Origin of the sequence: Larsenimonas suaedae (assembly GCF_023712105.1) — a bacterium.
GTDB lineage: Bacteria > Pseudomonadota > Gammaproteobacteria > Pseudomonadales > Halomonadaceae > Larsenimonas > Larsenimonas suaedae.
In genome coordinates, this window is sequence record NZ_JAMLJI010000005.1 from 65,686 (window position 1) to 89,510 (window position 23,825).

The window sequence follows — 23,825 nt, forward strand, 5'->3', positions numbered from 1 at the left end:
CCGGTCTCTGATCGCTCAGGCGTCGCGCTCATGCCCGAGCGTTAGATCGTCGAAAGTACCGATCGTGCCGCAATGATCCGGTTCGTAGCCGGTCAGACGTTCGAGGGAGGCCAGAAATTCGGGCGTGGTCATGGCGTCGAGCAGTTGGCATACGTTGTGCTGGTTGAGCTGAGCCGTGTGGCAGACCAGAAGGTAGTGTTCGTGAGCCAGGTCGATGAAGTCGAGCCCGAACTGGGCGGCTGCGGCCTCGACGCCGAAACCGACATCGGCCATGCCGGCGGCAACGTAGGCGGCGACCGCCGTATGAGTGAATTCTTCCTGGGTGGCGTGCGCCAGCCGGGTTTCATCGATGCCGCACTCAGCCAGTAAAAGGTTGAACAGAAGGCGGGTGCCCGAGTGTTCGTCCCGGTTGATGAAGCGAAGCCCCGGTTGGGTCAGGTCGGCCAGCCCCTGAACGCGCTCGTGGGTCTCTGCACGCAGAATCAGCCCCTGCTTTCGAGTCACGAAGCGGATGATGCGAAGGTCCTGGTCATGGATCAGCGGTCGGTAGGTCGCAAGCACGCGTTCAGCGCGCGTGGGGTCGGTCGGCAGATGAAGACTTGCCAGATCACAGTCGCCGCGTTTCAGGGCGCTGAGGGCTTCGATCGGGTTGCAGTAACGAAGATCCAGCTCACCGGCGAGTTCCGGCAGCAGCGCGACAGCGTAACCATGACTTGCATGGAGCCGAAGCACCGGGTGGGCACCTTCCAGCAGTTGCTGGATCTGATTGTTGAGCTCGGAGGCCATGCTGTCGAGCTGAGGCTCCAGCCGGGCCCTGAGGCGCTGCTCCGACCAGAGCAGTCGCTCGCCCAGCGGTGAGAGGTGTGTGCCATGGCCTTTTCGCATGACCACCATCGCCATGCCGAAGAACTGCTCACCGCGAGTCAAAAGGTTCCAGGCATGGCGGTAGGAGATGCCAGCCTGCTGTGCGGCGCGGGTCAGTTTCCCGGTCTCATGGATGCCGCTGAGCAGGGTAAAAGTCACCGGATCCAGCAGATCACCATCCTCGCTTCGAAACAGCCAGGCCGGGGCGATGTTCAACTTTTTTCTAAGCATTGTCGTGCATATTTGTTGGATTCCCGGGGTGTGCTAGGTTGCGCATAAGTGACTTAAGCATAAAGCAATTAAGAACAATTATTCCTATACGACGTTTGAATGAGTGCTGACGGACCGACCGTTCCGGCAGACCAATTCGACTACTTGATGAGGCAATCAGGTCATGTCTAATGCCAGTGCACCAGCAACCGGCGCCTGGACGCCGGCGCTGATCCAGGAAGTGATCGACGCCCACAAGGCGCTGCCAGGCGCGATGCTGCCGATCCTCCATGCGATCCAGGACCGTTTCGGATACATTCCAGACGCTGCGATCCCCTTGATTTCCGAAACCTTGAGCTGCACCCGTGCCGATATCCACGGCATCATCACCTTCTATCACCACTTTCGCACCCAGCCCGTCGGGCGCAACGTGATCCATGTGTGCCGCGCCGAGGCGTGCCAGGCGGTCGGAAGCCGTCAGCTTGAAGCGCACATCAAGAAGACGCTGAACGTGGACTACCATCAGACTACGCTCGATCACGAATTCACGCTCGAGCCGGTGTACTGTCTGGGCAACTGCGCCTGCGGTCCGTCGATTCGCGTCAACGACGACATTCACGGGCGCGTCACGCCGACGCGTTTCGAGGAATTGGCCGATGAACTGACCACGGCCGTGGTGGAGGTGAAGTGATGACAACGACCGTTTATGTTCCCTGTGATACCACGGCGCACTCGTTGGGCGCGGATAAGGTGGCCTCGCTTCTCGAGCGGGCCGCACGCGAGCGCTCCCTAGATGTGACGATCAAGCGCAATGGCTCGCGCGGGCTGTTCTGGCTGGAGCCCTTGGTCGAGGTCGATACGCCCGAGGGGCGCGTGGCCTATGGCCCGGTCGACCCTTCCGAGGTGGCCAGTCTGGTCGAGGCCGGGCTGTTCGACGGCGCGCAGACCCACGAACGCGCCCTCGGGTTGACTGAAGAAATTGAGTACCTGAAAAAACAGCAGCGTCTGACGTTTTCGCGCATCGGCATTACCGACCCGCTGTCGATCGAGGACTATGAGACGTATCGCGGCTTCAATGGCCTCAAAAGCGCGATCGCCCGCGATAGCCAGAGCATCGTCGATGAGGTCAAGACCTCGGGCCTTCGTGGTCGCGGCGGCGCCGCATTTCCGACCGGTATCAAGTGGCAGACCGTGCACGATGAGGCCCCGGGCCAGAAATACATCGTCTGCAACGCCGATGAAGGCGATTCGGGCACGTTTGCCGACCGTCTGGTCATGGAATGTGACCCCTATCTTCTGATCGAGGGCATGACCATTGCAGGTCTCGCCGTCGGGGCCGATCAGGGCTACATCTATCTGCGTTCGGAGTACCCGATCGCGCACCGGATACTAAACGAGGCGATTGTCAGGGCGACCGATGCCGGTTACCTGGGCATGAACATCCTGGATTCCGGCAGGAACTTCCACCTCGAGGTACGCCTTGGCGCCGGCGCCTACATCTGTGGCGAGGAAACCTCGCTGCTCGAAAGCCTCGAGGGGCGTCGTGGCCTGGTGCGTGCCAAGCCACCGCTTCCGGCCATCGAAGGCTTGTTTGGCCGGCCAACGGTCGTCAATAACGTTCTGTCGCTGGCGGCCATTCCCTATATTCTCGATCACGGCGGTCAGGCCTACGCCGATTACGGCATGGGTCGCTCTCGTGGAACGATCGCGATGCAGCTTGCCGGCAACGTCAAGCGTGGCGGTCTGGTCGAACTGGCGTTTGGTACCACGCTCAGTGACCTGATGAACGACTTCGGGGGCGGCACGCTTTCCGGGCGGCCACTCAAGGCCGTCCAGGTCGGTGGCCCGCTCGGGGCGTATCTGCCGGAGAGTCAGTGGAATAACCCGATCGACTATGAAGGCTTTGCTGCTTTCGGAGGGGTTGTGGGTCACGGCGGCGTTGTTATGTTTGATGATAGCGTCGACATGGGCGATCAGGCCCGTTTTGCCATGGAGTTCTGCACGGTCGAGTCCTGTGGCAAATGCACGCCGTGTCGAATTGGTGCCGTACGCGGCGTCGAAGTCATCGACCGCATCCGTGCCGGCGAGAACGCAGAAAAGAACCTCACACTGCTCGGTGAGCTGTGTGAAACCATGGTCGACGGCTCGCTGTGTGCGATGGGCGGCATGACGCCGTTCCCGGTCCAGAGCGTCATGACCCATTTCCCCGAAGATTTGACACCTCAATACGCCAAAGAGGCGGGAGGCACGCCATGCTGAACTATTTCGACCCCAAACAGCCCGATTCCGGTCAGCCACACAATGGCTTTGACCCATCGCTGTTCGAGCGTGATCTGGGAACGCCCGCACGGACCTCGACCAAGGCCGTTGCGCTGACGATCGATGGTTTTGAAATCAGCGTGCCGGAAGGCACGTCGGTCATGCGCGCGGCGGCGCTTGCCGGTATTACCGTCCCCAAGCTGTGCGCAACCGACAACATGGAAGCCTTCGGTTCCTGCCGCCTGTGTGCGGTGGAAATCGAGGGGCGTCGTGGCTATCCGGCCTCCTGCACCACGCCAGTCACTGAAGGCATGTCGGTTACGACGCAAAATGGCAAGCTTGCCAAGCTCCGTCGTAACATCATGGAGCTCTATATTTCCGATCACCCGCTGGACTGCCTGACCTGTCCGGCCAACGGTGATTGCGAGCTTCAGGACATGGCTGGCGCGGTCGGGCTGCGTGAAGTCCGCTACGGCTATGAAGGCGCCAACCACCTCGACGCCAAGATCGACGATTCCAACCCGTATTTCAGCTTCGACCCCAGCAAGTGCATCGTCTGCTCACGCTGCGTGCGCGCCTGTGGCGAGGTTCAGGGTACGTTCGCACTGACCATCGATGGCCGCGGGTTCGGCTCGATGGTGTCCGCCGGCCAGAACGAACCGTTCATGGATTCCGAGTGCGTATCCTGCGGTGCCTGTGTACAGGCCTGCCCAACGTCGACGCTGATGGAAAAGAGCGTGATCGAGGAGGGCGTGCCCGAGCACAGCGTGGTCACGACCTGCGCCTATTGCGGTGTCGGCTGCTCGTTTGAAGCCCAGATGAAAGGTGACAAGCTGATTCGGATGGTGCCGTACAAGGGTGGGGACGCCAACCACGGCCACTCCTGCGTCAAGGGGCGCTTTGCCTTTGGCTACGCCACCCACAAGGATCGTATTCGCGAGCCAATGATTCGCGACTCGATCGATCAGCCGTGGCGTGCGGTGTCCTGGGAAGAAGCCCTCGAGTTTTCGGCGAAGCGCCTGAAGGGCATTCAGGAAACGTACGGGCGCGACAGCGTCGGCGGCATCACGTCCTCGCGCTGCACCAACGAAGAAACCTACCTGGTCCAGAAGTTGATTCGCGCGGCGTTCGGCAACAACAACACCGACACCTGCGCACGCGTCTGCCACTCACCGACGGGGTATGGCCTCAAGACCACGCTGGGTGAATCCGCGGGCACACAGACCTTTGATTCCGTCATGAAGGCTGATGCCATTCTGGTCATCGGTGCCAACCCGACGGACGCACACCCGGTATTCGCCTCGATGATGAAGCGTCGCCTGCGTGAGGGCGCCGAGCTGATCGTGGCCGACCCGCGCCGCATCGATCTTCTGAAAACGCCGCACGCTGAAAAAGGCCTGCATCTGGCGCTCAAGCCCGGCACCAACGTGGCACTGGTCAACGCATTGGCGCACGTGGTGATCACCGAAGGGCTCGAGGACAAAGCATTCGTTGCCGAGCGCTGCGACACCGAGGGCTATCAGAAGTGGCGCACGTTCATTCAGGAAGCGCGCCACGCGCCGGAAGTCTCCGAGGCTGAAACCGGTGTGCCGGCCGCGCTGGTTCGTACGGCGGCGCGCAGGTACGCAACAGCCGGCAATGGCGCAATCTATTACGGATTGGGCGTGACTGAGCATAGCCAGGGTTCCACTACCGTCATGGCGATCGCGAACCTGGCGATGGCCACCGGCAACATCGGGCGTGAAGGCGTCGGGGTCAACCCGCTGCGCGGTCAGAACAACGTGCAGGGTTCCTGTGACATGGGCTCGTTCCCGCATGAACTGCCGGGCTATCAGCACGTGGCCAATACCGAGGTTCGTGAGCGCTTTGAGTCGGTCTGGAACGCCAAGCTCGATGACGAGCCGGGGCTTCGTATCCCGAACATGTTCGATGCGGCCGTCGCCGGAACGTTCAAGGGGCTTTACGTACAGGGCGAAGACATCGCTCAGTCCGACCCCAACACGCAACACGTTGAAGCGGCGCTTTCCGCGCTTGATTGCCTGATCGTTCAGGACATTTTCCTGAACGAGACGGCCAAGTTTGCTCATGTGCTGCTGCCCGGAGCAACCTTCCTCGAGAAAAACGGCACCTTCACCAACGCCGAACGTCGCATCAACCGTGTACGCCGAGTGATGCCGCCCGTTGCCGGCAAGGAAGACTGGGAAGTGACCCAGGCGCTCTCCAATGCGCTCGGGTATCCGATGAACTACAGCCATCCGTCCGAGATCATGGATGAGATCGCGCAGTTGACCCCGACGTTCACGGGCGTGAACTATCAGCGACTCGAAGAGCTGGGCAGCATCCAGTGGCCGTGTAACGACGATAACCCCATCGGTACGCCAACAATGCACGGGGTCGATTTCCCGATCGGCAAGGGCCATTTCGCCATTACCGAGTATGTGGCCACCGAAGAACGCACCAACCGACGTTATCCGCTGTTGTTGACCACCGGGCGTATTCTAAGTCAGTACAACGTGGGCGCGCAGACGCGGCGTACCGCCAACAGCGAGTGGCATGAAGAGGACGTGCTGGAAATCCATCCGGTCGATGCCGAAGATCGCGGTCTCAAGGATGGCGATTGGTTGGGTATTCGAAGCCGTGTAGGGCATACGGTACTTCGCTGCCGGGTCAGTGACCGCATGGCACCGGGCGTGGTGTACACCACGTTCCACCATCCGGGCAGTGGCGCCAACGTCATTACCACCGATAACTCGGACTGGGCTACAAACTGCCCCGAGTACAAGGTGACGGCGGTTCAGGTCGAGAAGGTCTCGCAGCCGTCTGACTGGCAGCAGCGGTTCCAGCAGTTCGATGAGCAGCAGCAGCGCTATCTTGAGCGTGCCGATGAATCGGAAGGCATGACCATCAAATGAGTGCGCCTTTCAATGATGACGTACGCCAGGAGAGGAGTAGCGAATGAACGAAGTTGACGTGCTGGTCAAGATGATCAACCAGATCAGTATCAACAATCGCCATCATGGGGAAGATGCTGCCGCGGCCGAAGAGGTCGCGCATCATCTCAAGAAATTCTGGGCGCGACGGATGAAGCAGCAGATCATCGAGTACGCCGAGCAGGGTGGGGCCGATTTGAACGACGTGTCGAAGCTGGCTGTCGCTCGCCTCAAGGCGCTGTCGGATGAGGTCGAAAGCTGGCCGCAAACCTCTGATGCCGGGTAATTCATGACGGTAATCGTAAAAAAGCCACCTTCGGGTGGCTTTTTTGCGTTCAGAGCGGGCGCGTTATTCGACGGGTTCGAGTGTGCGTGCTCTTGAGGACGGTCGGTTGTGACGGGCCGTCAACTGATCCTCCTGCTGGGCGGCTGCTGCCTGCTTGACCGAGTCGCTGACGGTAAAGCCGCCGATCGTATGCTCCATTTCCTCGGACTGCTCGTCGAGGGCCTTGCTGGCCGCCGCGATCTCCTCGACCAGCGCCGCGTTGTGCTGAGTGACCTCGTCGAGCTGCGTCATGGCCTGGTTGATCTGATGAATGCCCTGAGACTGCTCGACGGTCGCAGAGGTAATTTCCGAAATCAGGCTGCTTACCTGTTTAACGCGCTGGGCGATAACATCGAGTGTTTCACTGGTTTGGGTGACCAGTGAATTGCCCTTGTCGACGCGGGCGACATTGGTGTCGATCAGCTTCCGGATGTTGTCGGCTTCCTCGGCGCTGCGACTTGCCAGGTTACGTACCTCGGCGGCAACCACGGCAAATCCGCGGCCGTGCTCACCTGCGCGGGAGGCTTCAACCGATGCATTCAGGGCCAAAAGATTGGTCTGGAAGGCGATGTTATCGATGGTTGAAATAATGCTGGTGACCTGTTGGTTGGCCTCGTGAATCTGGGCCATTGCCGCGCGGGCCTGACGTGCCACGTCACTCGCGTCCTGGGCTTGATGGCTTACTTCGTCAGAGACAGATTGAACCTCGCGCGCATTGTCGGTGGTTTGATTTACCGTTGCGGTGATCTGCTCCATGCTTGCGGCCGTTTGTTCAAGTGAGGCCGATTGTTCTTCGGTACGCTGGGCCAGGTTCTGATTGCCCTGGGCAATTTCACCGCTGGCGGCTTTTACGAACGCAGAGCCCTGCATGGTGCTGGCGACCAGCCGCTCGGTGTTGGCTGTGGACTCGTTGAACGCGCTGTAGAGTTGGGAGAGCTCATCGCGCCCTGGTACCTCAAGGTGTTGGGTAAGGTCGTTGCCACGCAAGCGAATGGTGCTCAGCGCGCGCCTCAAGGGCACGACAATGCTTCGAACGATCATGACGGCCAGCGCGATGGCCAGGCTGCCCGCAATCAAAGCGATGAGCGCGTATACGATGAGGTCATTTCGTGCGTCGCGATAAAGTACCTCGGCGGTGGTGAGTACCTCCTCGGCCATGGCGGTTTCAACCGTCTTCAAGCGTTGAAGTTTTACGGTTTGCCAGTCAAACCACTGCTCGGGGTCAACGCCAAATCCGCCGGTCGCCGCGCGGGTCTTGACCAGTTCACGCAGTGCATCCAGGCGCTCGATCTGGGGGCCTGATAACGCCTCCGTAAGTCGTGTTTTCATCGGGGTGCTTGCAAGCGCGCGAAAGCTTTCGAGAAATGCGCTTTCCTTTCCGATCAGCCCGAGAAACCGTTGGAACAGGGCCGGGCTGATTTGGTCGGCACCAAACGCATTGGACAGCAGTGCCCGCTCGATGCCCGAGAGGTCCTTTGCCTGCAGAAGGTTGTAATAGGCTGCAAGGCGCATCGAGACGCTCGCCTGTGGTGCAAGGTGGCCCATTTCGCCGACAAGCCCCATCAGGTCGCCGTTCAGTCGGGTGTAACTCGAGATGGCTTCTGGTGTCGAGACCGAAAGTGCGCTGACCTGACGGCGAAGCGGCGCCATGGCGCCGAGCTGCTGACGGATCGACTCGGTCAGTGCTTTCATACCTTGATTCAGGAGGGCAGGGTCGATAGCGTTCACGTGTTCTTGAAATGCGCGCGCCTCAAGGTCGGTGGCCTGGCGCTGCTCGGGAAGCTTGTCGCTGAAGCTTTGGCCATTGCTGCCAAGAAAGCCCGCGGTCATGCCTCGCTCACGCTGAAGCTGATGCACCAGGTCACCGGAACGCTGTGCCAGCGCCGTCAGCGATTGAAGCTGATTCATCTCGGCGGCGGTTTGTTGGCGTTCGATCACGCCGGTAACGGCAAAATACACCATGGCCAACAAGGGGAGCGTCAGGGTCAGCAAAAACTTCCTGCCCATGGAGATTCGATGGAGTAAGTGGTTCATCTATAGATCACTCTTGTCGCTTTTTTGAAGGCGTTTGGTGATCAGCCCACGACGGCGAGCGATCGTATTGGCTGAACTGGACCGCAACGAACGGAGAGTTCGCAGGCCGTTCTGGAACATATCGGCGCTCGGCAGGCATTCTTTCGACGTGTGCGACGCCCTGGTTTTGATACTCATGCATAGTGGGGGCGGCGCGCGATGGATTGCCCTTTAATATTAGTAATTTAGAATTAAAAAAATAATCGTTAAATAATTAAAGGAATGTATGGCCTCGTCGTAGCTATCATCTGGATCGTTCGTGTGAGGCATTTGATATGTCATTGGTATCGATGGTGGCGGGGCGCATTCGGGTGTCTTTGCTGCCCGGCCTGTGTGCCGGAATAACGCTACTGGCCGGTATCGCAGTGGCATGCTGGCTTGCGTACAAGCAGAGCGCCTATGAGGTAGAGACATTCAGCGCCATCAAGGACGAGATCACAGCAGTGATCGGCGAGCGTATGAAAGATCATGAGCTCATATTAAAAGGTGCTCGAGGCTTTGTAGAAGGCAGCCAGGACGTGTCGCGGGCGGAGTGGCGAAGCTACTATCAAAGTCTTGAGCTTGAACGAAAGTACCCCGGCATACTTGGCATGGGCTACAGCGCATTTCTGTTGCCTGGAGAGGTGGCAGGCTTCGAGCAGCGACGTCGCGATGAAGGGTTCGGCGATTTCGTAGTCCACCCGGAGGGTCAGCGTGAAATCTATACCTCGATTCTTTTTCTCGAACCGTTCACCGGGAAAAACCTGAGGGCATTCGGTTATGACATGATGTCTGAGGCGACGCGCGCAAAAGCGCTGCACAGTGCGATTTTCTCAGGCAATACAGCGATGTCTGCCCGAGTGACACTGCTTCAGGAAAATGAGGCGGATCGCCAGGCTGGCATGCTGATCTACGTACCGGTGTTTCGCTCCGGTATGCCCCGCGATACCCCGGAAGCGCGCTGGCAGGCGCTTGAAGGCTTTGTATATAGCCCCTTCCGAATGGGGGATTTGATGAAGGGTGTCGGGCTTCGAGACCGAGACCTTGTCGGCTTTGACATCTACGATGGCACCGCGCCGCGTGAGCAGGCCTTGATGTACCGCTCGGCAGACTATGGTGTGGAGGCCGGTCGTGAGCGTCAGTGTTCGATCAGCGAGTTTTTTGGTCATCCGTGGACGCTGTGCTTCTATAGATCACCGCTTTATCAGCAGCAGCTTAGTACCCATTCTATTCCCTTGATTCTATCCGCCGCGCTGTTACTGGCCATCGCGATCTATTTCACCATGCTCTCGGTGATCTATCGTCGGCACAGGGCCGAGCAGCTCGCATCGAAGATGACCGCAAAGCTTCGCCGCAAGCAAGATGAGCTTGAAGTGATTCAGGTTCGCCAGGAGCGTGTGCTGTCCGGCAGTAACGATGGTTGGTGGGAATATAAGGTTTCAAGCGACGAGGCCTATGTGTCACCGCGTTTTTGCGAACAGCTTGGGCTGAACGGGCGTCAGCAAGTCTGGCCGCTGGCGCATTTAAAAGCGCTGCTGCCGGAAGAGGAGCGTCACGACGTGCTTTCAAGGGTTCGAAGGATTCTGGTCTCGCGTGACACCAGCTTTTCGTTGGAGCTTCGACTCAAGCACGCAAAGGGGCATTACATTCCGCTTCTGGCGCGCGGGCAGATCGACCGGGACACCTCCGGCAAGGCGTTGATCATGAGTGGCGCCAACATTGATCTGACCGAGAGCAAGCGCATCGAAGAGATGAAAAACGGGTTTATTTCAACGGTAAGTCATGAGCTTCGAACACCACTGACCTCGATTTCCGGCTCATTGAGCCTGGTCAATGGCGGCGCTCTCGGCGACCTGCCCGAAGCGGCCCAATCAATGCTTGGCATTGCCAAGACGAACTGCGACCGCCTCGGCTTTTTGATCAATGACCTTCTGGATATGGACAAGCTCGTCGCAGGCAAGATGCGCTTTGATATTGGTGTGCATTCCCTGACCCACGTGGTTCAGAAAACGCTGGATGCCACTCAGGGATACGCAGAGCAGTACTCGGTAAGTGTTGTGTGGGCGGCGAGTGAGGAGGTTCAGATTGAGGTCGATGAGATTCGGGCGCAGCAGATTCTGAGTAACTTCATTTCAAACGCCATCAAGTACTCCCCGACGCACGGTCAGGTCATGCTCAAGGCAGAGCGCTGTAAGCAGGCCTATGTTCGCGTTCTGGTCATCGATCAAGGGGAGGGCATTCCTGAGGACTTCAAGCCGCATATTTTCCAGAAGTTTTCCCAAGCCGATACATCGACAACCCGCAAAAAGGTGGGTACTGGCCTAGGCCTGGCCATCACCAAGGAATTGGCTGAGCGGATGAAAGGGGGCGTTGGCTTCTGCAGTGAAGAAGGTCGTGGATCAACGTTTTGGGTTGAGTTTGCCGTGGCGACCTGAATGTTTGAATGAGCCATTTTGTAATGCGCTCGCACGCAGTGCCTTGCCGCCCTCGGGTGGCTTTTTTATGTGAGCGCAGCCAGCTTGTTCATGAATACCTGCAAGCCTGGGTAGAGGACAATATGCGCTTTCGAGATAGGCGCTGCATGTGTTGGTCGAGGGGCATTCCGGGCGAGCTGGAGCCGATAAGGCTCACCAGGAACCTATTTGAAACCCAAAAGGCGGGCATAAAAAAACCGCCACCCGGTATGATCCGTAAGTGGCGGTTTTTCGTAACGTTCTTGGTCGGAATAGCAGGATTCGAACCTACGACCTCTGCCTCCCGAAGGCAGCGCTCTACCAAGCTGAGCTATATTCCGAAGCGTCTAAAGCAAGAGGTATTGCTTTGTGGACGAGGCAGCATTATACGCAATCGTTTTGGGTATGCAAGCCCTTCCTTACGATGTGCGTTCCACGGCCTGGTGGGCCAAAAGGGTCAGGCTGTCCTTGAACGGGGAATCCGGAAGATGCTCGAGTTCATCGAGCGCAAGCTCAACGCAGCGATTGGCCTGTTCCCGGGTGTATTCGAGCGCACCGCATCGCTGAACGATGGAAAGCACCTCATCCAGGTGCTCAAGTCCGCCTTCCTCGATGGCCTTTCGGATCACGGCCGCCTCGGTCTCGGAGGTGACCTTGAGGGCGTGGATCAGCGGCAGGGTGGGTTTGCCCTCGGCAAGATCGTCACCCACGTTCTTGCCCATTGCGTCCGCGTTTCCCTGATAATCGAGCAGGTCATCGATCAGTTGGAAGGCCATGCCGAGCTGGCGGCCGTAGACCTGAAGCGCTTCGACCTGGCGCTCGCTGCCGCCGGCCAACACGGCACCAGTGTGCGAGGCGGCCTCGAACAGCATGGCCGTCTTGCCCTGTATGGTATCGAAGTAGGCCTGCTCATCGATGTCGGCGTTGCCGATGTTGGTGAGTTGAAGTACTTCGCCTTCGGCAATCGTTGATGTGGCGCTCGAAAGAATTGCCATGATACGCATCGAGCCCACATCGACCATCATCTGGAAGGAGCGGGAATACAGGAAATCGCCGACAAGCACCGATGGCGCGTTGCCCCAGGCTTCGTTGGCGGTGGCCTTGCCTCGTCTCAGGGAGGACTCATCCACCACATCGTCATGCAGTAGCGTGGACGTGTGCATGAACTCGATGAGCGCGGCCAGGAGAATATGGCGGTCACCCTCATAGCCCAGTGCACGGGCGGCAAGAAGCACCAGGAGGGGCCGGAGACGTTTGCCGCCACTTTCTACAATGTAGTGTCCGATGGTCTGGACCAGAGGAACGCGAGAGGCAAGTTGTTGCTGTATCGTGCGATCCACGGCGGCGAAATCGTCAGCCACCGGGGCATGGGTCGGCAATGCGTTTGGCTGCATGACTCGGCTTGTCATCTAGGGTGGGGCCGCGAACTGAGTGGCCATGGTTGCCGGTATGCTAGGCATCGGCCTGTATAACGTCAAGGCAAAGGCGTCTTTGGGCGAATAACCCAGGGCGTGCATTGTGTCAAGAACGCCAACATGTGTATAATTCGCGCCCGACTCATCGTGCTCCCTGTCAGATGGTTGCCAAAAGGGGCGCCAATTGCCGCAGGTCGATGAAAAGAAGCGAAATGAGATGAGCCCTTTGGAGAAAAGCATGTACGCAATCATCAAGAGCGGCGGTAAGCAGTACCGCGTCCAGGAAGGCCAGCGCATCAAGCTCGAGAAGCTTGAAATTGCGACCGGTGAAAACGTCGATTTCGATCAGGTTCTGATGGTCGGCGGTGATGACGTCAAGATCGGCGCTCCGCTGGTTGAAGGCGCCAAGGTTACTGCTGAAGTGGTTTCCCATGGCCGTGGCAAGAAAGTCGGTATTTTGAAATTCCGTCGCCGCAAGCACAGCATGAAGCGCCAGGGCCACCGTCAGTGGTACACCGAAGTCAAGATTACCGGCATCTCTGCGTAAGCAGCGCTGTCTAACGTTCAAACGCTAAGGAGACAGTTCCATGGCACATAAGAAGGCCGCAGGTAGTACGCGTAACGGTCGCGATTCCGAATCCAAACGCTTGGGTGTGAAACTCTTCGGTGGCCAGGAAGCCATCGCAGGGAACATCATCGTGCGTCAGCGCGGCACCCGCTTTCACGCCGGTACCGGCGTAGGCATTGGTAAGGACCACACGCTTTTCGCACTGACCGATGGTCATGTGAAATTCGAGACCAAGGGTCCGAAAAACCGCAAGTTCGTCAGCATCGTCTCTGCCTGAGCGCGCTGATGTGATTGCTGAAAAAGCCCCGCCCAGGCGGGGCTTTTTTGTCGTAAGGCGAATATATAATACGCCGGGAGAATGGCATGCAGTTTGTCGATGAAGCTTTAATCACCGTGGAAGCGGGCAACGGCGGTAACGGGTGCTTGAGTTTTCGCCGAGAGAAATACGTGCCGAAAGGAGGCCCCGACGGCGGTGACGGTGGTAATGGCGGCAGTGTCATTCTGATCGGCGACGAATCGTTGAATACGCTGATCGATTTCAAGTATCAGCGGTTCTATAAGGCCGAGAACGGTCAGCCGGGCCAGGGCCGTCAGATGAGTGGTCGCCAGGGCGAGGATCTCGAGATTCGCGTGCCGATCGGAACCTCCGTGGTCGATGTCGAAACCCTTGAGGTCATCGGGGATATTACCGAAGAAGGCCAACGGCTGAAGGTGGCCCAGGGTGGTCGGCGCGGGCTGGGTAACGTGCACTTCAAGTCCTCGACCAATCGAGCGCCCCGGCGCACCGTACCCGGTACCGAAGGCGACCGGCGTCAGCTGAGGTTTGAGCTCAAGCTGATGGCGGATGTCGGTCTTCTGGGTATGCCCAACGCGGGCAAGTCGACCTTGATTCGAAGCGTATCGGCGGCCAAACCGAAAGTCGCGGACTACCCCTTCACCACGCTGGTGCCGAACCTTGGGGTAGTGAAGCTCGGTGCCCACGAGCATTTCGTGATGGCCGATGTGCCCGGCTTGATCGAAGGCGCGTCTGAAGGCGCGGGGCTGGGGCTTCGCTTCCTGAAGCATTTGACCCGAACGCGCCTGCTGCTTCATGTGGTCGATGTGGCGCCGTTTGACGAGCGTGACCCGGCCGAGGTGATCGAAACGATCGCGCATGAGCTCGAGCAGTTCTCTGAAACGCTTGCCGAGCGTCCGCGCTGGCTGGTGTTTAACAAATGTGAAATGCTCGATGACGATACGCGCCGCGAAACGATCGAAGACATCGTGTCACGACTCGGCTGGGAAGGCCCCGTGTTTGAAATCTCGGCCATCAGCGGTCAGGGCACCGATGCGCTGGTGCAGGCGGTGCACCGCTGGTTGACCGAGCAGCGCACGCTCGAGCTTGAAGATGAGGCGGCGCGTACTCGGGAGCTTGAAATGCGTCGACGCATGGAAGCGGAAACCATCGCTCGAGCCGAGGAGCGACTGGCTCAGCGCAAGTCTCCTCGAGTCGCCGAGGCCGACGATGATGGCGATGACGATGAATTCGATGTGGACGTCGAGTACGTTCCCTGAAGGTGGTCGTTTTCTGACACAACATAGGATCAGGTGATGAATGAGGCAGGGGTCGGACGGGCGTCGCTGAGTGCTGCACGCCATGTAGTGGTCAAGATTGGCAGTGCGCTTTTGACCGACAACGGTCAAGGCCTGGATGAGCCGGCCATCGGACGCTGGGTCGATCAGATTGTCGAGTTGAGACGGGCCGGAATCAAGGTGACGCTGGTGTCTTCCGGCGCTGTGGCTGCCGGGATGGCGCGCCTCGGGCTCACGGTGCGCCCGGAATCGCTGGGCGAGCTTCAGGCGGCGGCCGCCATCGGTCAGACGCGGCTGGTGGAGTGTTACGAAGAGCATTTCGAGCGCCATCAGTGCCAGACCGCCCAGATCCTTCTGACCCACGCCGATCTATCCAACCGTCGTCGTTACCTGAACGCGCGTTCGGCGATCACGTCGCTGCACGGGTTCGGCGTCGTGCCCATCATCAACGAAAACGATACGGTCGTAACCGATGAAATTCGTTTCGGCGATAACGACACGCTTGGCGCGCTGGTGGCAAATCTGCTCGAGGCAGATGCACTGATCATCCTGACCGATCAGGAAGGGCTATTTGACGCCGACCCGCGTCGTGACCCAAACGCCACCCTGATTACCGAAGCCGATGCCCATGAGCAGCGCCTTGTCGATGTGGCCGGCACCGGGGGTGTGCTCGGCCGGGGCGGTATGGCGACCAAGGTAAGGGCGGCGCGGCTGGCCGCGCGCTCCGGTGCGCAGACCGTGATTGCCAGTGGCCATCAGCCCAATGTGCTTTCACGTGTCGTCGCCGGTGAATGCGTCGGCACGTTATTGACCCCCCATGATGCCCCGATCGCCGCGCGCAAGCGTTGGTTGGCCGGGCAGCTGAAAAGCCGTGGCACGCTTACGATCGATGCCGGCGCCGCGCGGGTGCTTGCCCATCAGGGCTCAAGTCTCTTGCCGGTCGGTGTGCGAGCGGTCGAGGGCGATTTTCGTCGCGGTGATCTTGTGGTCTGTGTCGACCTGGAGGGAAATCGGGTTGCGAAGGGGCTGGTCAATTACGACGTCGATGATGCACGGCGCATCATGGGCAAGCCATCGAGTGAGATCGAGCGTCTGCTCGGGTTTGTCGAGGCGCATGAAATCATTCATCGCGACAACCTTGTTTTGCTGGACGCGTGAGGCGCTTTCAATCGCGATTGTTGGGTGATATTATCCCCCATCCTCTCAGACACAGCCCGTTGATCATTTATTTATGACAATGGCAGGAAGTCGCTTCGGTGTCCTAATCGACCCGTTGTACATGCGGCTTTCATTTCGAACACGACTGTCGAGATCCCCAAGGAGTAGACGGTGGCGAACACCAAGCAAGCACGTAAACGCGCTGGTCAGGCTGAAAAGCGCCGGCAGCACAACGCAAGTCAGCGTTCCATGGCTCGTACCTATGTGAAGCGCGTCATCAAGGCCATTCAAACGGGCGACCACGCTCAGGCCATGGACGAGTTCAAGAAGGCGCAGCCGGTCATCGACCGCATCGCCGACAAGAACGCGTTCTCGAAGAAAAAGGCTGCTCGCATCAAGAGCCGTCTGAACGCACGAATTAAGGCGCTGGCTGCGTAAGCCGGGCGCTCGTGCATGATGAAAACCGGCCTTGGCCGGTTTTTTTATGCCTTGTTGATACGTTGGGTCGTTGACGAGTGACCGGTCTGGGTCGCGCAGTGGTAGATCGAAAGGGACTGAAATGAGTAAATCGGCCGGATTGCTGAGGTCAGGGGCGATCGTTGGTTGCATGACCATGCTGTCGCGTGTGTTGGGCCTGGTTCGAGACGTGACCATTGCGGCGCTGTTCGGCGCCGGTGCCGGGGCGGATTCCTTCTTTATCGCCTTTCGGATTCCTAATTTTCTGAGGCGTCTGTTCGCTGAAGGGGCCTTCAATCAGGCCTTTGTGCCGGTGCTCTCGGAATACGCGACGTCCAAGTCCCGCGATGAAACCCGGGCGCTGATCAACGCGACCGCCGGCAGTCTCGGGCTGGTGCTTCTGATCGTGACGGCCCTGGCGATCCTATGCGCGCCATGGCTTGTGTGGGTATTCGCACCGGGCTTCAAGGACGATGGGCACGGCAAGCTTGCGCTGACCGCTGAAATGCTCAGGCTGACCTTTCCCTATCTGATGCTCATCTCGCTGACAGCGTTTGCCGGCAGTATCCTGAACAGCTGGAACCGGTTCGCCGTGCCGGCGTTCACGCCGGTTCTGCTCAATCTATCGATGATCGGGGCGGCGTTTCTGCTCTCGCCGCACATGTCGGTGCCGATCATGGCGCTGGCCTGGGGCGTACTGATCGCAGGTATTCTGCAGCTGGCGTTTCAGGTTCCGTTTCTGCTCAGGCTCGGTCTGTTGCCGGTGCCGGTGCCTAATTTCCGCCATCCGGGCGTTCGGCGCGTGCTGCGTCTGATGGGGCCGGCGCTGTTTGGCGTGTCTGTCTCTCAAATCAATCTGTTGCTCGATACGGTGTTGGCTTCCCTGTTGGTCGGGGGGAGCGTTTCCTGGCTTTACTACTCCGACCGTCTGGTGGAATTGCCGCTCGGGGTGTTTGGCATTGCGATCGCAACCGTCATTCTGCCCGCGCTTTCCCGCCAGCATGCGACCGAAGATCCGACGCACTTCGCCCGCATGATGGATTGGGCGCTGCGCGCGGTCTTGCTGATCGGGTTGCCTTCATCGCTTGCGCTGCTCGTTCTGGCTGAGCCCCTGCTGGTCACACTGTTTCACTATGGCGCGATGACTGACCACGACGTTGTGATGTCCGCGCAGAGTCTTCGGGCCTACGCCGCCGGGCTACTGGCGTTCATGATGATTAAGGTACTGGCGCCGGGCTTCTACGCGCGCCAGGACACCAAAACCCCGGTCAAGATCGGTGTGGTGGCCATGGTGGCCAACATGGCGTTCAATCTGGCGTTGATCGTGCCGCTGGCGCATGCAGGCCTTGCGCTTGCAACCGCGCTGTCAGCGTACCTGAACGCCTTTTTGCTCGGGCGCGGTCTGCATAAGCAAGGGGTGCTCAAGGCGCAGCCGGGCTGGCTCAAGTTTTCCGGGCAGCTTGCGGGCGGTTGTCTCGTGATGCTTGGAACTCTTTGGTGGGCCACACCCGGGTGGCAGCAGTGGCTTGCGTGGTCGGCACCCGAGCGGGCCGGCGTACTGCTTGCCCTGGTGGCGGGCGGATGCGCGGTGTATGTGGGGTGGCTCGGCTTAGTCGGAATCCGCATGCGTCATTTCCGACTCAATGGCTGAGCCTCAAGGCTGATAGGCTGGTGCCCCTTCGTTATACTTGAGGGCTACGCCGCCGGATGGACAGGATGCACTATGGAACTGATTAGGGGTTTGCACACGCTGCGCGCACATCATCGGGAATGTGTGGCAACGATCGGTAATTTCGACGGCGTGCACCGTGGGCATCAGGCCATACTGGAGCAGCTCAAGACGCGCGCGCGCGCCCTGAATCTGCCGGTCACTGTGGTGATCTTCGAGCCACAGCCGCGGGAATACTTTGCCGGTGATCAGGCGCCACCGCGTCTGACGCGGATGAAGGAAAAGCTGCGCCTCTTGAAAGCCTACGGCGCCGACCGCGTGCTGTGCCTGCCGTTCAACCAGAAGCTTCGAGAACTTTCCGCCGACGATTTCATCGAACGGGTACTGGTCGACGGCCTCGGCGTGCGTCATCTGGTGGTTGGTGATGATTTTCGGTTCGGCTGTGACCGGGCCGGCAACTTCGATCTTTTGAAAGAAAAGGGCGCGCGGCACGGGTTTGACGTCGAGCACACCCACACCTTCATGCTCGATGATGAGCGCGTCTCGAGCACTCGGGTGCGAACGCTTCTGGCGTCGGGCAATTTCCGTCAGGCCGCGCACCAACTAGGGCGCCCGTACGTGTTCATGGGCCGGGTGGTCAAGGACCGTCAGCTCGGGCGCACCATTGGTATTCCGACCGCCAACGTGCCGCTGCTGCCAGGGCCGATGGCGCTTCGGGGCGTGTACGCGGTGCAGGCACTTCTGGACGACGGCGTATGGTACCCAGGCGTTGCCAACGTGGGCTGGCGCCCCACCGTCGGCTCAAGCCGGCCGGTGCTTGAAGTGCATCTGCTCGATACCTCGCCAGAGCTTTACGGCCGCCCGATGATGGTGATGCCGTGCGCGCGCCTTCGCGGCGAAGAAAAATTCGATGGCCTGGAGGCGATGCTTGCGCAGATAAAACACGATATCGCGCTGACTCGCCGCTATTTCAACGCACTACCTTTCACGGGCGGACAGATGGGCGAGGCGTCGTTTGATGACGCGGACCTGACGCTGCCGGTTTCGGACCGCATGGATACGCTTTTGGCTTCCGCGCCATTAACGTATGCATCCACAGATCATGATGATGGCTGACCTTCTGCTATGAGCGACTACAAGCACACCCTCAACCTGCCCCACACCGACTTCCCCATGCGCGGCAATCTGCCGGGCCGGGAGCCCGAGCGCATCGCGCAGTGGCAGGAAATGGATCTCTATCAGCGCCTGCGCGAGCACTGCGCCGGTCGCCCGAAGTTCGTGTTGCATGACGGCCCTCCCTACGCCAACGGCAGCATTCATATCGGCCACGCCGTCAACAAGATCCTCAAGGACATCATCATCAAGTCCAAGACCGTGGCCGGTTTCGATGCCCCGTACGTGCCGGGCTGGGACTGCCACGGGCTTCCGATCGAGCACAAGGTTGAAACCGAGATCGGTCGCGCCGGCGTCAAGGTGGGTTATCGCGAATTTCGCCAGGCATGCCGAGACTATGCGGCGCGCCAGGTGGAAGGGCAGAAGGAAGATTTCATTCGGCTGGGCGTGGTCGGTGATTGGAAAAACCCCTACCTCACCATGAACAAGGCGACCGAAGCCAACATCGTTCGAGCGCTTGGCAAGATCGTCGACAACGGCCACCTCATCAAGGGCTACAAACCGGTGTACTGGAGCGTGGTCGGGCAAAGCGCGCTGGCCGAGGCCGAGATCGAGTATCAAGAAAAAACCTCCACCGCCATCGATGTGCGCTTCAGTGCCTGTGCGCCCGAGGCGGTCTACCGCGCGTTCGAGTACAGTGGCGAGACTGCGCCGCTTGCGATCGTGATCTGGACCACTACACCCTGGACCCTGCCGTCGAATCAGGCGGTGGCGCTCTCGGCCTCGCTCGAGTACGCCCTGGTTCGGGTCGATCTGGGCCACGGCGAGGAACACGTGATCGTCGCGACCGATCTGGTCGAGGACGTCATGACCCGGTGGGGCGCCGAGCACCATGAAGTGCTTGCCAATGCTGCCGGCAGTCGTCTCGAGTCGTTGACGCTCGAACATCCGTTCTACGACAAGCAGGTACCGGTGGTGCTGGGTGATCATGTCACCCTTGATGCCGGTACCGGTGCGGTGCATACGGCGCCGGATCACGGCATGGAAGATTTCGTGGTAGGCCGGGAGTACGGCATCGGCACGCTGAATCTGGTTCAGGCCGACGGCACCTACAGCAGCAAGGCCGGCGAGTTTGCCGGTCAGCACGTCTACAAGGTCGACAGCGCCATCTGCGAGGCGCTCGAGCGCGAAGGCAAGCTGGTCAAGCAGGAGTCCTTCCAGCACAGCTATCCGCACTGCTGGCGCACCAAGACCCCGTTGATCTTCCGGGCTACGCCGCAGTGGTTCATCTCGATGGACAAGGAACAGCTTCTTTCGAAGGCGTTCGAGGCGGTCAAGGGCGTGAACTGGACGCCGGCCTGGGGCCAGAGCCGGATGGAGTCGATGCTGGCCTCCAGCCCTGACTGGTGCGTCTCGCGTCAGCGCACCTGGGGCGTGCCGATCACCTTGTTTGTACACAAGGATACCGGCGAGCTTCACCCGAAAACGCCGGAGCTGATCGAATCGGTCGCGCGTCGCATCGAAGATGAGGGCATGGACGTCTGGTTCGAACTCGACGCCTCCGACCTGCTCGGCACCGACGCTGCGCACTATGACAAGGTGACCGACACGCTGGACGTCTGGTTCGATTCGGGCGTGACCCACTACAGTGTGCTCAACCAGCGTGAGGAGCTCTGCTTCCCGGCGGATCTTTATCTGGAAGGTTCCGACCAGCACCGCGGCTGGTTCCAGTCCTCGCTCAAGACCTCGATCGCGATCAACGACTGCGCGCCGTATAAAGGCGTGCTGACGCACGGTTTCACCGTGGACGCCCAGGGTCGCAAGATGTCGAAATCGATCGGCAACGTGGTTGCGCCGCAGCAGGTCATGAACAAGCTCGGCGCCGACATCCTGAGGCTCTGGGTCGCCTCGACCGATTATTCCGGTGAAATGGCGGTGTCCGACGAGATTTTGAAACGCACCGCCGACACCTACCGCCGTATTCGAAACACCTCGCGCTTCCTGCTTGGTAACCTGACCGGCTTCGACCCTGTGCATCATCAGGTCGCGTTCGAGGACATGATCGCGCTCGACCGTTGGGTGATCGACCGTGCCGCACAGTTGCAGACGCGCATTCAGAAAGCCTATGAGGAGTACCGCTTCCTCGACGTGTGCCAGCAGGTGCATACGTTCTGTTCGCGCGAGCTTGGCGGGTTCTATCTCGACGTCATCAAGGATCGCCAGTACACCACTCAGGCGGATTCGCTCGCCCGTCGCAGTTGCCAGACCGCGCTTTATCACGTGATCGAGGCGATGGTGCGCTGGATCGCGCCGATACTCTCGTTCACGGCCGAAGAGATCAACGATCATATCCCGGGTGATCGCAGTCAGACCGTGTTCTTCACGACCTACTATGAGGGGCTGTCGACCCTGCCGGACAATGACGCCTTCGGACGCCAGTTCTGGAACGACATTCTTGAAGTGAAGCACGCCGTTAACCGCGAGATCGAGACCGCTCGCAAGGCCGGCACGATCAAGGGCGCGCTCGATGCCAACCTGACGCTCTACGTCAACGACGATGTGCAGGCGCGGCTGAGCAAGCTCGGCGATGAACTGCGTTTTGTGCTGATCACCTCAGACGTGGTGCTCAAGCCGCTCGAGGAGAGCGCGTCGCTTGGCATGTCCGAGCTCGACGGCCTCAAGGTTCAGGTCGAGGTCAGCCCGTATGAGAAGTGCGCACGGAGCTGGGAGCGCCGCCCGGACGTCGGTACTCACCCCGAGCACCCGGATCTATGCGAACGCTCGATCCTGAATCTGCCGGATGGCCCAGGTGAGGTGCGCCACTATGCCTGAGACGCATGACGCGCCCTTGATGAGGGGACCGCTTCGCTGGTGGCTCTTGTCGATCGTGATCATCGCGCTCGATTTGGGCACGAAGCTCTTGATGACCCAGTGGCTTTCCTACGCCGAGCCCCGGGAGATTCTGCCGTTTTTCGATCTGACGCTACTGCACAATACCGGCGCGGCATTCAGCTTCCTGGCCGGACACGATGGCTGGCAGCGCTGGCTGTTCGCCGCGATTGCGGTAGGTGCCGTCGTTGCGCTGACGCTTTGGCTCAAGCGGCTCAAGGCCAATGAAACGCTGACGGCCGTATCGATTGCACTGATCATGGGTGGGGCGCTCGGCAACCTGTACGACCGCGTGGTGCTTGGCTACGTGGTCGATTTCCTGTCGTTTCATTGGCAGAACTGGTACTTCCCGGCGTTCAATCTGGCGGATACGGCCATTACGCTTGGGGCGATCGGCCTTGTGCTGGATACGCTCCTGCCCAAGCGCACACATGCACGCGAGGTGCCTAATGAGTAGTTATACGGTCGACGAGGGCATGCAGATCACACTGCATTTTTCGCTCTTGCTCGAGGATGGAACTGAAGTGGATTCGACCCGCGAGCAGGCGCCCGCGGTGTTCGTATACGGCGATGGCAACCTGCCGCCGGGGTTCGAGCGCGCGATCAAGGGGCTTGGCGTCGGCGAAAGTGGTCAGTTCGCGATCACGCCCGAGCACGCGTTTGGTCAGTACAATCCGCAAAACGTCCAGCAGCTCAAGCGCGAGGATTTCGATCAGAGCATCGAACTTGAGGAAGGACTGGTCGTATCCTTTGCCGACCCGGCTGGTGGTGGGGAATTGCCAGGGGTTATCAAGTCGATGGATGGCGATCGTGTCGAGGTGGATTTTAATCACCCACTGGCCGGGCGTACACTGACCTTTGATGTCGACATTCTGGACATCGTTCCAGCGACCACGCACTAACCGAGGATCGATTCATGCCTCAACCGATGCAGATCAAACTGGCCAACCCGCGTGGGTTCTGCGCAGGAGTTGATCGCGCGATCGATATTGTCAATCGGGCGCTCGATGTCTTCGGCGCTCCGATCTATGTACGCCACGAAGTCGTCCACAACAAGTTTGTGGTCGATTCACTGCGAGACCGTGGCGCGGTGTTCGTCGAGGAACTTCACGAGGTGCCCGACGACGTCATCGTGATCTTCTCGGCGCATGGTGTCTCCCAGGCCGTGCAGGATGAGGCCGACCGGCGCGGGCTCAAGATTTTCGATGCAACCTGCCCGTTGGTGACCAAGGTGCATATGGAAGTGTTGCGCTACGCCAAGCGGGGGCGCGAATGCATTCTGATCGGCCATGAAGGGCATCCCGAGGTCGAGGGCACCATGGGCCGTTATGACGAGCGTTATGGTGGGCGTATCTATCTCGTCGAAGACGAAAACGATGCCCGAACGCTCAAGGTCAACGATCCGAATAACCTGTCGTTCGTGACTCAAACGACGCTCTCGATGGACGACACCTCCAGGGTCATCGATGCGCTCAGAGAGACCTTCCCCAACATCGAAGGGCCGCGCAAGGACGACATCTGCTACGCCACGCAGAACCGGCAGGACGCGGTTCGTATTCTGGCCGAACAGAGCGACGTCGTGCTGGTGGTGGGCAGCCCAAACAGCTCCAACTCCAACCGGCTGCGTGAGCTTTCCGAGCGCATGGGCACGCCCGCATACCTGATCGACGATGCAAGGCAGATCGAGGAAAGCTGGTTCGAAAGCGGCGCCGTGATCGGCATCACTGCCGGGGCCAGCGCGCCCGAGGTGCTCGTCGAAGGGGTAATCGAACGCCTCAAGTCACTGGGGGCGCAGTCGCCGGATGAGCTGATCGGGCAGGAAGAAACCATTCGGTTCTCGATGCCCAAAGAGCTTCGCGAGCGAGTCATTGCCAGCAGCTGATAACGGGGTG

At 59.6% G+C, this 23,825-nt stretch carries 19 protein-coding genes and 1 tRNA gene; 16 read left to right on the forward strand and 4 right to left on the reverse strand.

All coding sequences use genetic code 11. The features are described from left to right. Positions 1–15: 15 nt before the first annotated feature. Entirely contained in the window at positions 16–1,095 is a 1,080-nt protein-coding gene (locus NAT49_RS14320) for a substrate-binding domain-containing protein (RefSeq protein WP_251595406.1), read from the reverse strand. Positions 1,096–1,258: 163 nt separating this feature from the next. On the opposite strand from NAT49_RS14320, the gene NAT49_RS14325 reads away from it, so the two are divergent. The 4 genes from NAT49_RS14325 to NAT49_RS14340 are packed head-to-tail and all read left to right on the forward strand — an operon-like array spanning position 1,259 to position 6,549. Continuing rightward, entirely contained in the window at positions 1,259–1,765 is a 507-nt protein-coding gene (locus tag NAT49_RS14325; RefSeq protein WP_251595408.1) for a formate dehydrogenase subunit gamma, read from the forward strand. Further along, positions 1,765–3,333, forward strand: a complete 1,569-nt coding sequence (locus NAT49_RS14330; protein ID WP_251595410.1) for a formate dehydrogenase beta subunit — start codon at positions 1,765–1,767, stop codon at positions 3,331–3,333. Before NAT49_RS14325 ends, NAT49_RS14330 begins: the two co-directional genes overlap by 1 nt. Then, a complete protein-coding gene (fdhF, locus tag NAT49_RS14335) occupies positions 3,327–6,245 on the forward strand; it encodes a formate dehydrogenase subunit alpha (RefSeq protein ID WP_251595412.1) in 2,919 nt (972 codons plus the stop codon). Before NAT49_RS14330 ends, fdhF begins: the two co-directional genes overlap by 7 nt. Positions 6,246–6,288: 43 nt before the next feature. Beyond that, entirely contained in the window at positions 6,289–6,549 is a 261-nt protein-coding gene (locus NAT49_RS14340) for a formate dehydrogenase subunit delta (RefSeq protein ID WP_251595414.1), read from the forward strand. Between the two features lie 63 nt (positions 6,550–6,612). On the opposite strand, the gene NAT49_RS14345 is transcribed toward NAT49_RS14340, so the two are convergent. Beyond that, positions 6,613–8,622: a methyl-accepting chemotaxis protein gene (locus NAT49_RS14345; RefSeq protein WP_251595416.1), complete on the reverse strand. Its 2,010-nt coding sequence runs from the start codon at positions 8,620–8,622 to the stop codon at positions 6,613–6,615. 314 nt (positions 8,623–8,936) lie between these two features. Here NAT49_RS14345 and NAT49_RS14350 point away from each other — a divergent pair, with 314 nt between their 5' ends. Continuing rightward, complete coding sequence (locus NAT49_RS14350) at positions 8,937–11,075, forward strand: CHASE domain-containing protein (protein WP_251595418.1); 2,139 nt, start codon at positions 8,937–8,939, stop codon at positions 11,073–11,075. 282 nt (positions 11,076–11,357) lie between these two features. Here NAT49_RS14350 and NAT49_RS14355 read toward each other — a convergent pair. After that, positions 11,358–11,434: transfer RNA gene (locus NAT49_RS14355), tRNA-Pro, on the reverse strand. 78 nt (positions 11,435–11,512) lie between these two features. Next, positions 11,513–12,487 (reverse strand): octaprenyl diphosphate synthase, encoded by a 975-nt coding sequence (gene ispB / locus NAT49_RS14360; RefSeq protein WP_251595420.1) that lies wholly within the window; start codon positions 12,485–12,487, stop codon positions 11,513–11,515. A 259-nt stretch (positions 12,488–12,746) separates the two neighbouring features. Here ispB and rplU point away from each other — a divergent pair, with 259 nt between their 5' ends. The 11 genes from rplU to ispH all read left to right on the forward strand — a co-directional run bounded on the left by rplU (position 12,747) and on the right by ispH (position 23,815). Further along, positions 12,747–13,055 (forward strand): 50S ribosomal protein L21, encoded by a 309-nt coding sequence (rplU, locus tag NAT49_RS14365; RefSeq protein WP_251595422.1) that lies wholly within the window; start codon positions 12,747–12,749, stop codon positions 13,053–13,055. A 40-nt stretch (positions 13,056–13,095) separates the two neighbouring features. Beyond that, positions 13,096–13,353, forward strand: a complete 258-nt coding sequence (rpmA, locus tag NAT49_RS14370; RefSeq protein ID WP_251595424.1) for a 50S ribosomal protein L27 — start codon at positions 13,096–13,098, stop codon at positions 13,351–13,353. A gap of 86 nt (positions 13,354–13,439) precedes the next feature. After that, positions 13,440–14,630, forward strand: a complete 1,191-nt coding sequence (cgtA, locus tag NAT49_RS14375) for an Obg family GTPase CgtA (RefSeq protein WP_251595426.1) — start codon at positions 13,440–13,442, stop codon at positions 14,628–14,630. Between the two features lie 36 nt (positions 14,631–14,666). Then, complete coding sequence (gene proB / locus NAT49_RS14380) at positions 14,667–15,806, forward strand: glutamate 5-kinase (protein ID WP_251595428.1); 1,140 nt, start codon at positions 14,667–14,669, stop codon at positions 15,804–15,806. Positions 15,807–15,977: 171 nt separating this feature from the next. Further along, positions 15,978–16,244 carry a 30S ribosomal protein S20 gene (gene rpsT / locus NAT49_RS14385; RefSeq protein ID WP_251595430.1) on the forward strand — a complete coding sequence of 89 codons (267 nt, stop codon included), beginning with the start codon at positions 15,978–15,980 and terminating at the stop codon, positions 16,242–16,244. Between the two features lie 121 nt (positions 16,245–16,365). Further along, positions 16,366–17,913 carry a murein biosynthesis integral membrane protein MurJ gene (murJ, locus tag NAT49_RS14390; protein ID WP_251595432.1) on the forward strand — a complete coding sequence of 516 codons (1,548 nt, stop codon included), beginning with the start codon at positions 16,366–16,368 and terminating at the stop codon, positions 17,911–17,913. A 72-nt stretch (positions 17,914–17,985) separates the two neighbouring features. Further along, positions 17,986–19,047, forward strand: coding sequence for a bifunctional riboflavin kinase/FAD synthetase (gene ribF, locus NAT49_RS14395; RefSeq protein WP_251595434.1), 1,062 nt, complete (start codon positions 17,986–17,988; stop codon positions 19,045–19,047). 9 nt (positions 19,048–19,056) lie between these two features. Next, complete coding sequence (ileS, locus tag NAT49_RS14400; RefSeq protein WP_251595435.1) at positions 19,057–21,876, forward strand: isoleucine--tRNA ligase; 2,820 nt, start codon at positions 19,057–19,059, stop codon at positions 21,874–21,876. Next, positions 21,869–22,390 carry a signal peptidase II gene (gene lspA, locus NAT49_RS14405; protein WP_251595436.1) on the forward strand — a complete coding sequence of 174 codons (522 nt, stop codon included), beginning with the start codon at positions 21,869–21,871 and terminating at the stop codon, positions 22,388–22,390. Before ileS ends, lspA begins: the two co-directional genes overlap by 8 nt. Continuing rightward, positions 22,383–22,835 (forward strand): FKBP-type peptidyl-prolyl cis-trans isomerase, encoded by a 453-nt coding sequence (gene fkpB / locus NAT49_RS14410; protein ID WP_251595438.1) that lies wholly within the window; start codon positions 22,383–22,385, stop codon positions 22,833–22,835. Before lspA ends, fkpB begins: the two co-directional genes overlap by 8 nt. Before the next feature lie 26 nt (positions 22,836–22,861). Next, positions 22,862–23,815, forward strand: a complete 954-nt coding sequence (gene ispH, locus NAT49_RS14415) for a 4-hydroxy-3-methylbut-2-enyl diphosphate reductase (protein WP_251595481.1) — start codon at positions 22,862–22,864, stop codon at positions 23,813–23,815. Positions 23,816–23,825 lie beyond the last annotated feature (10 nt).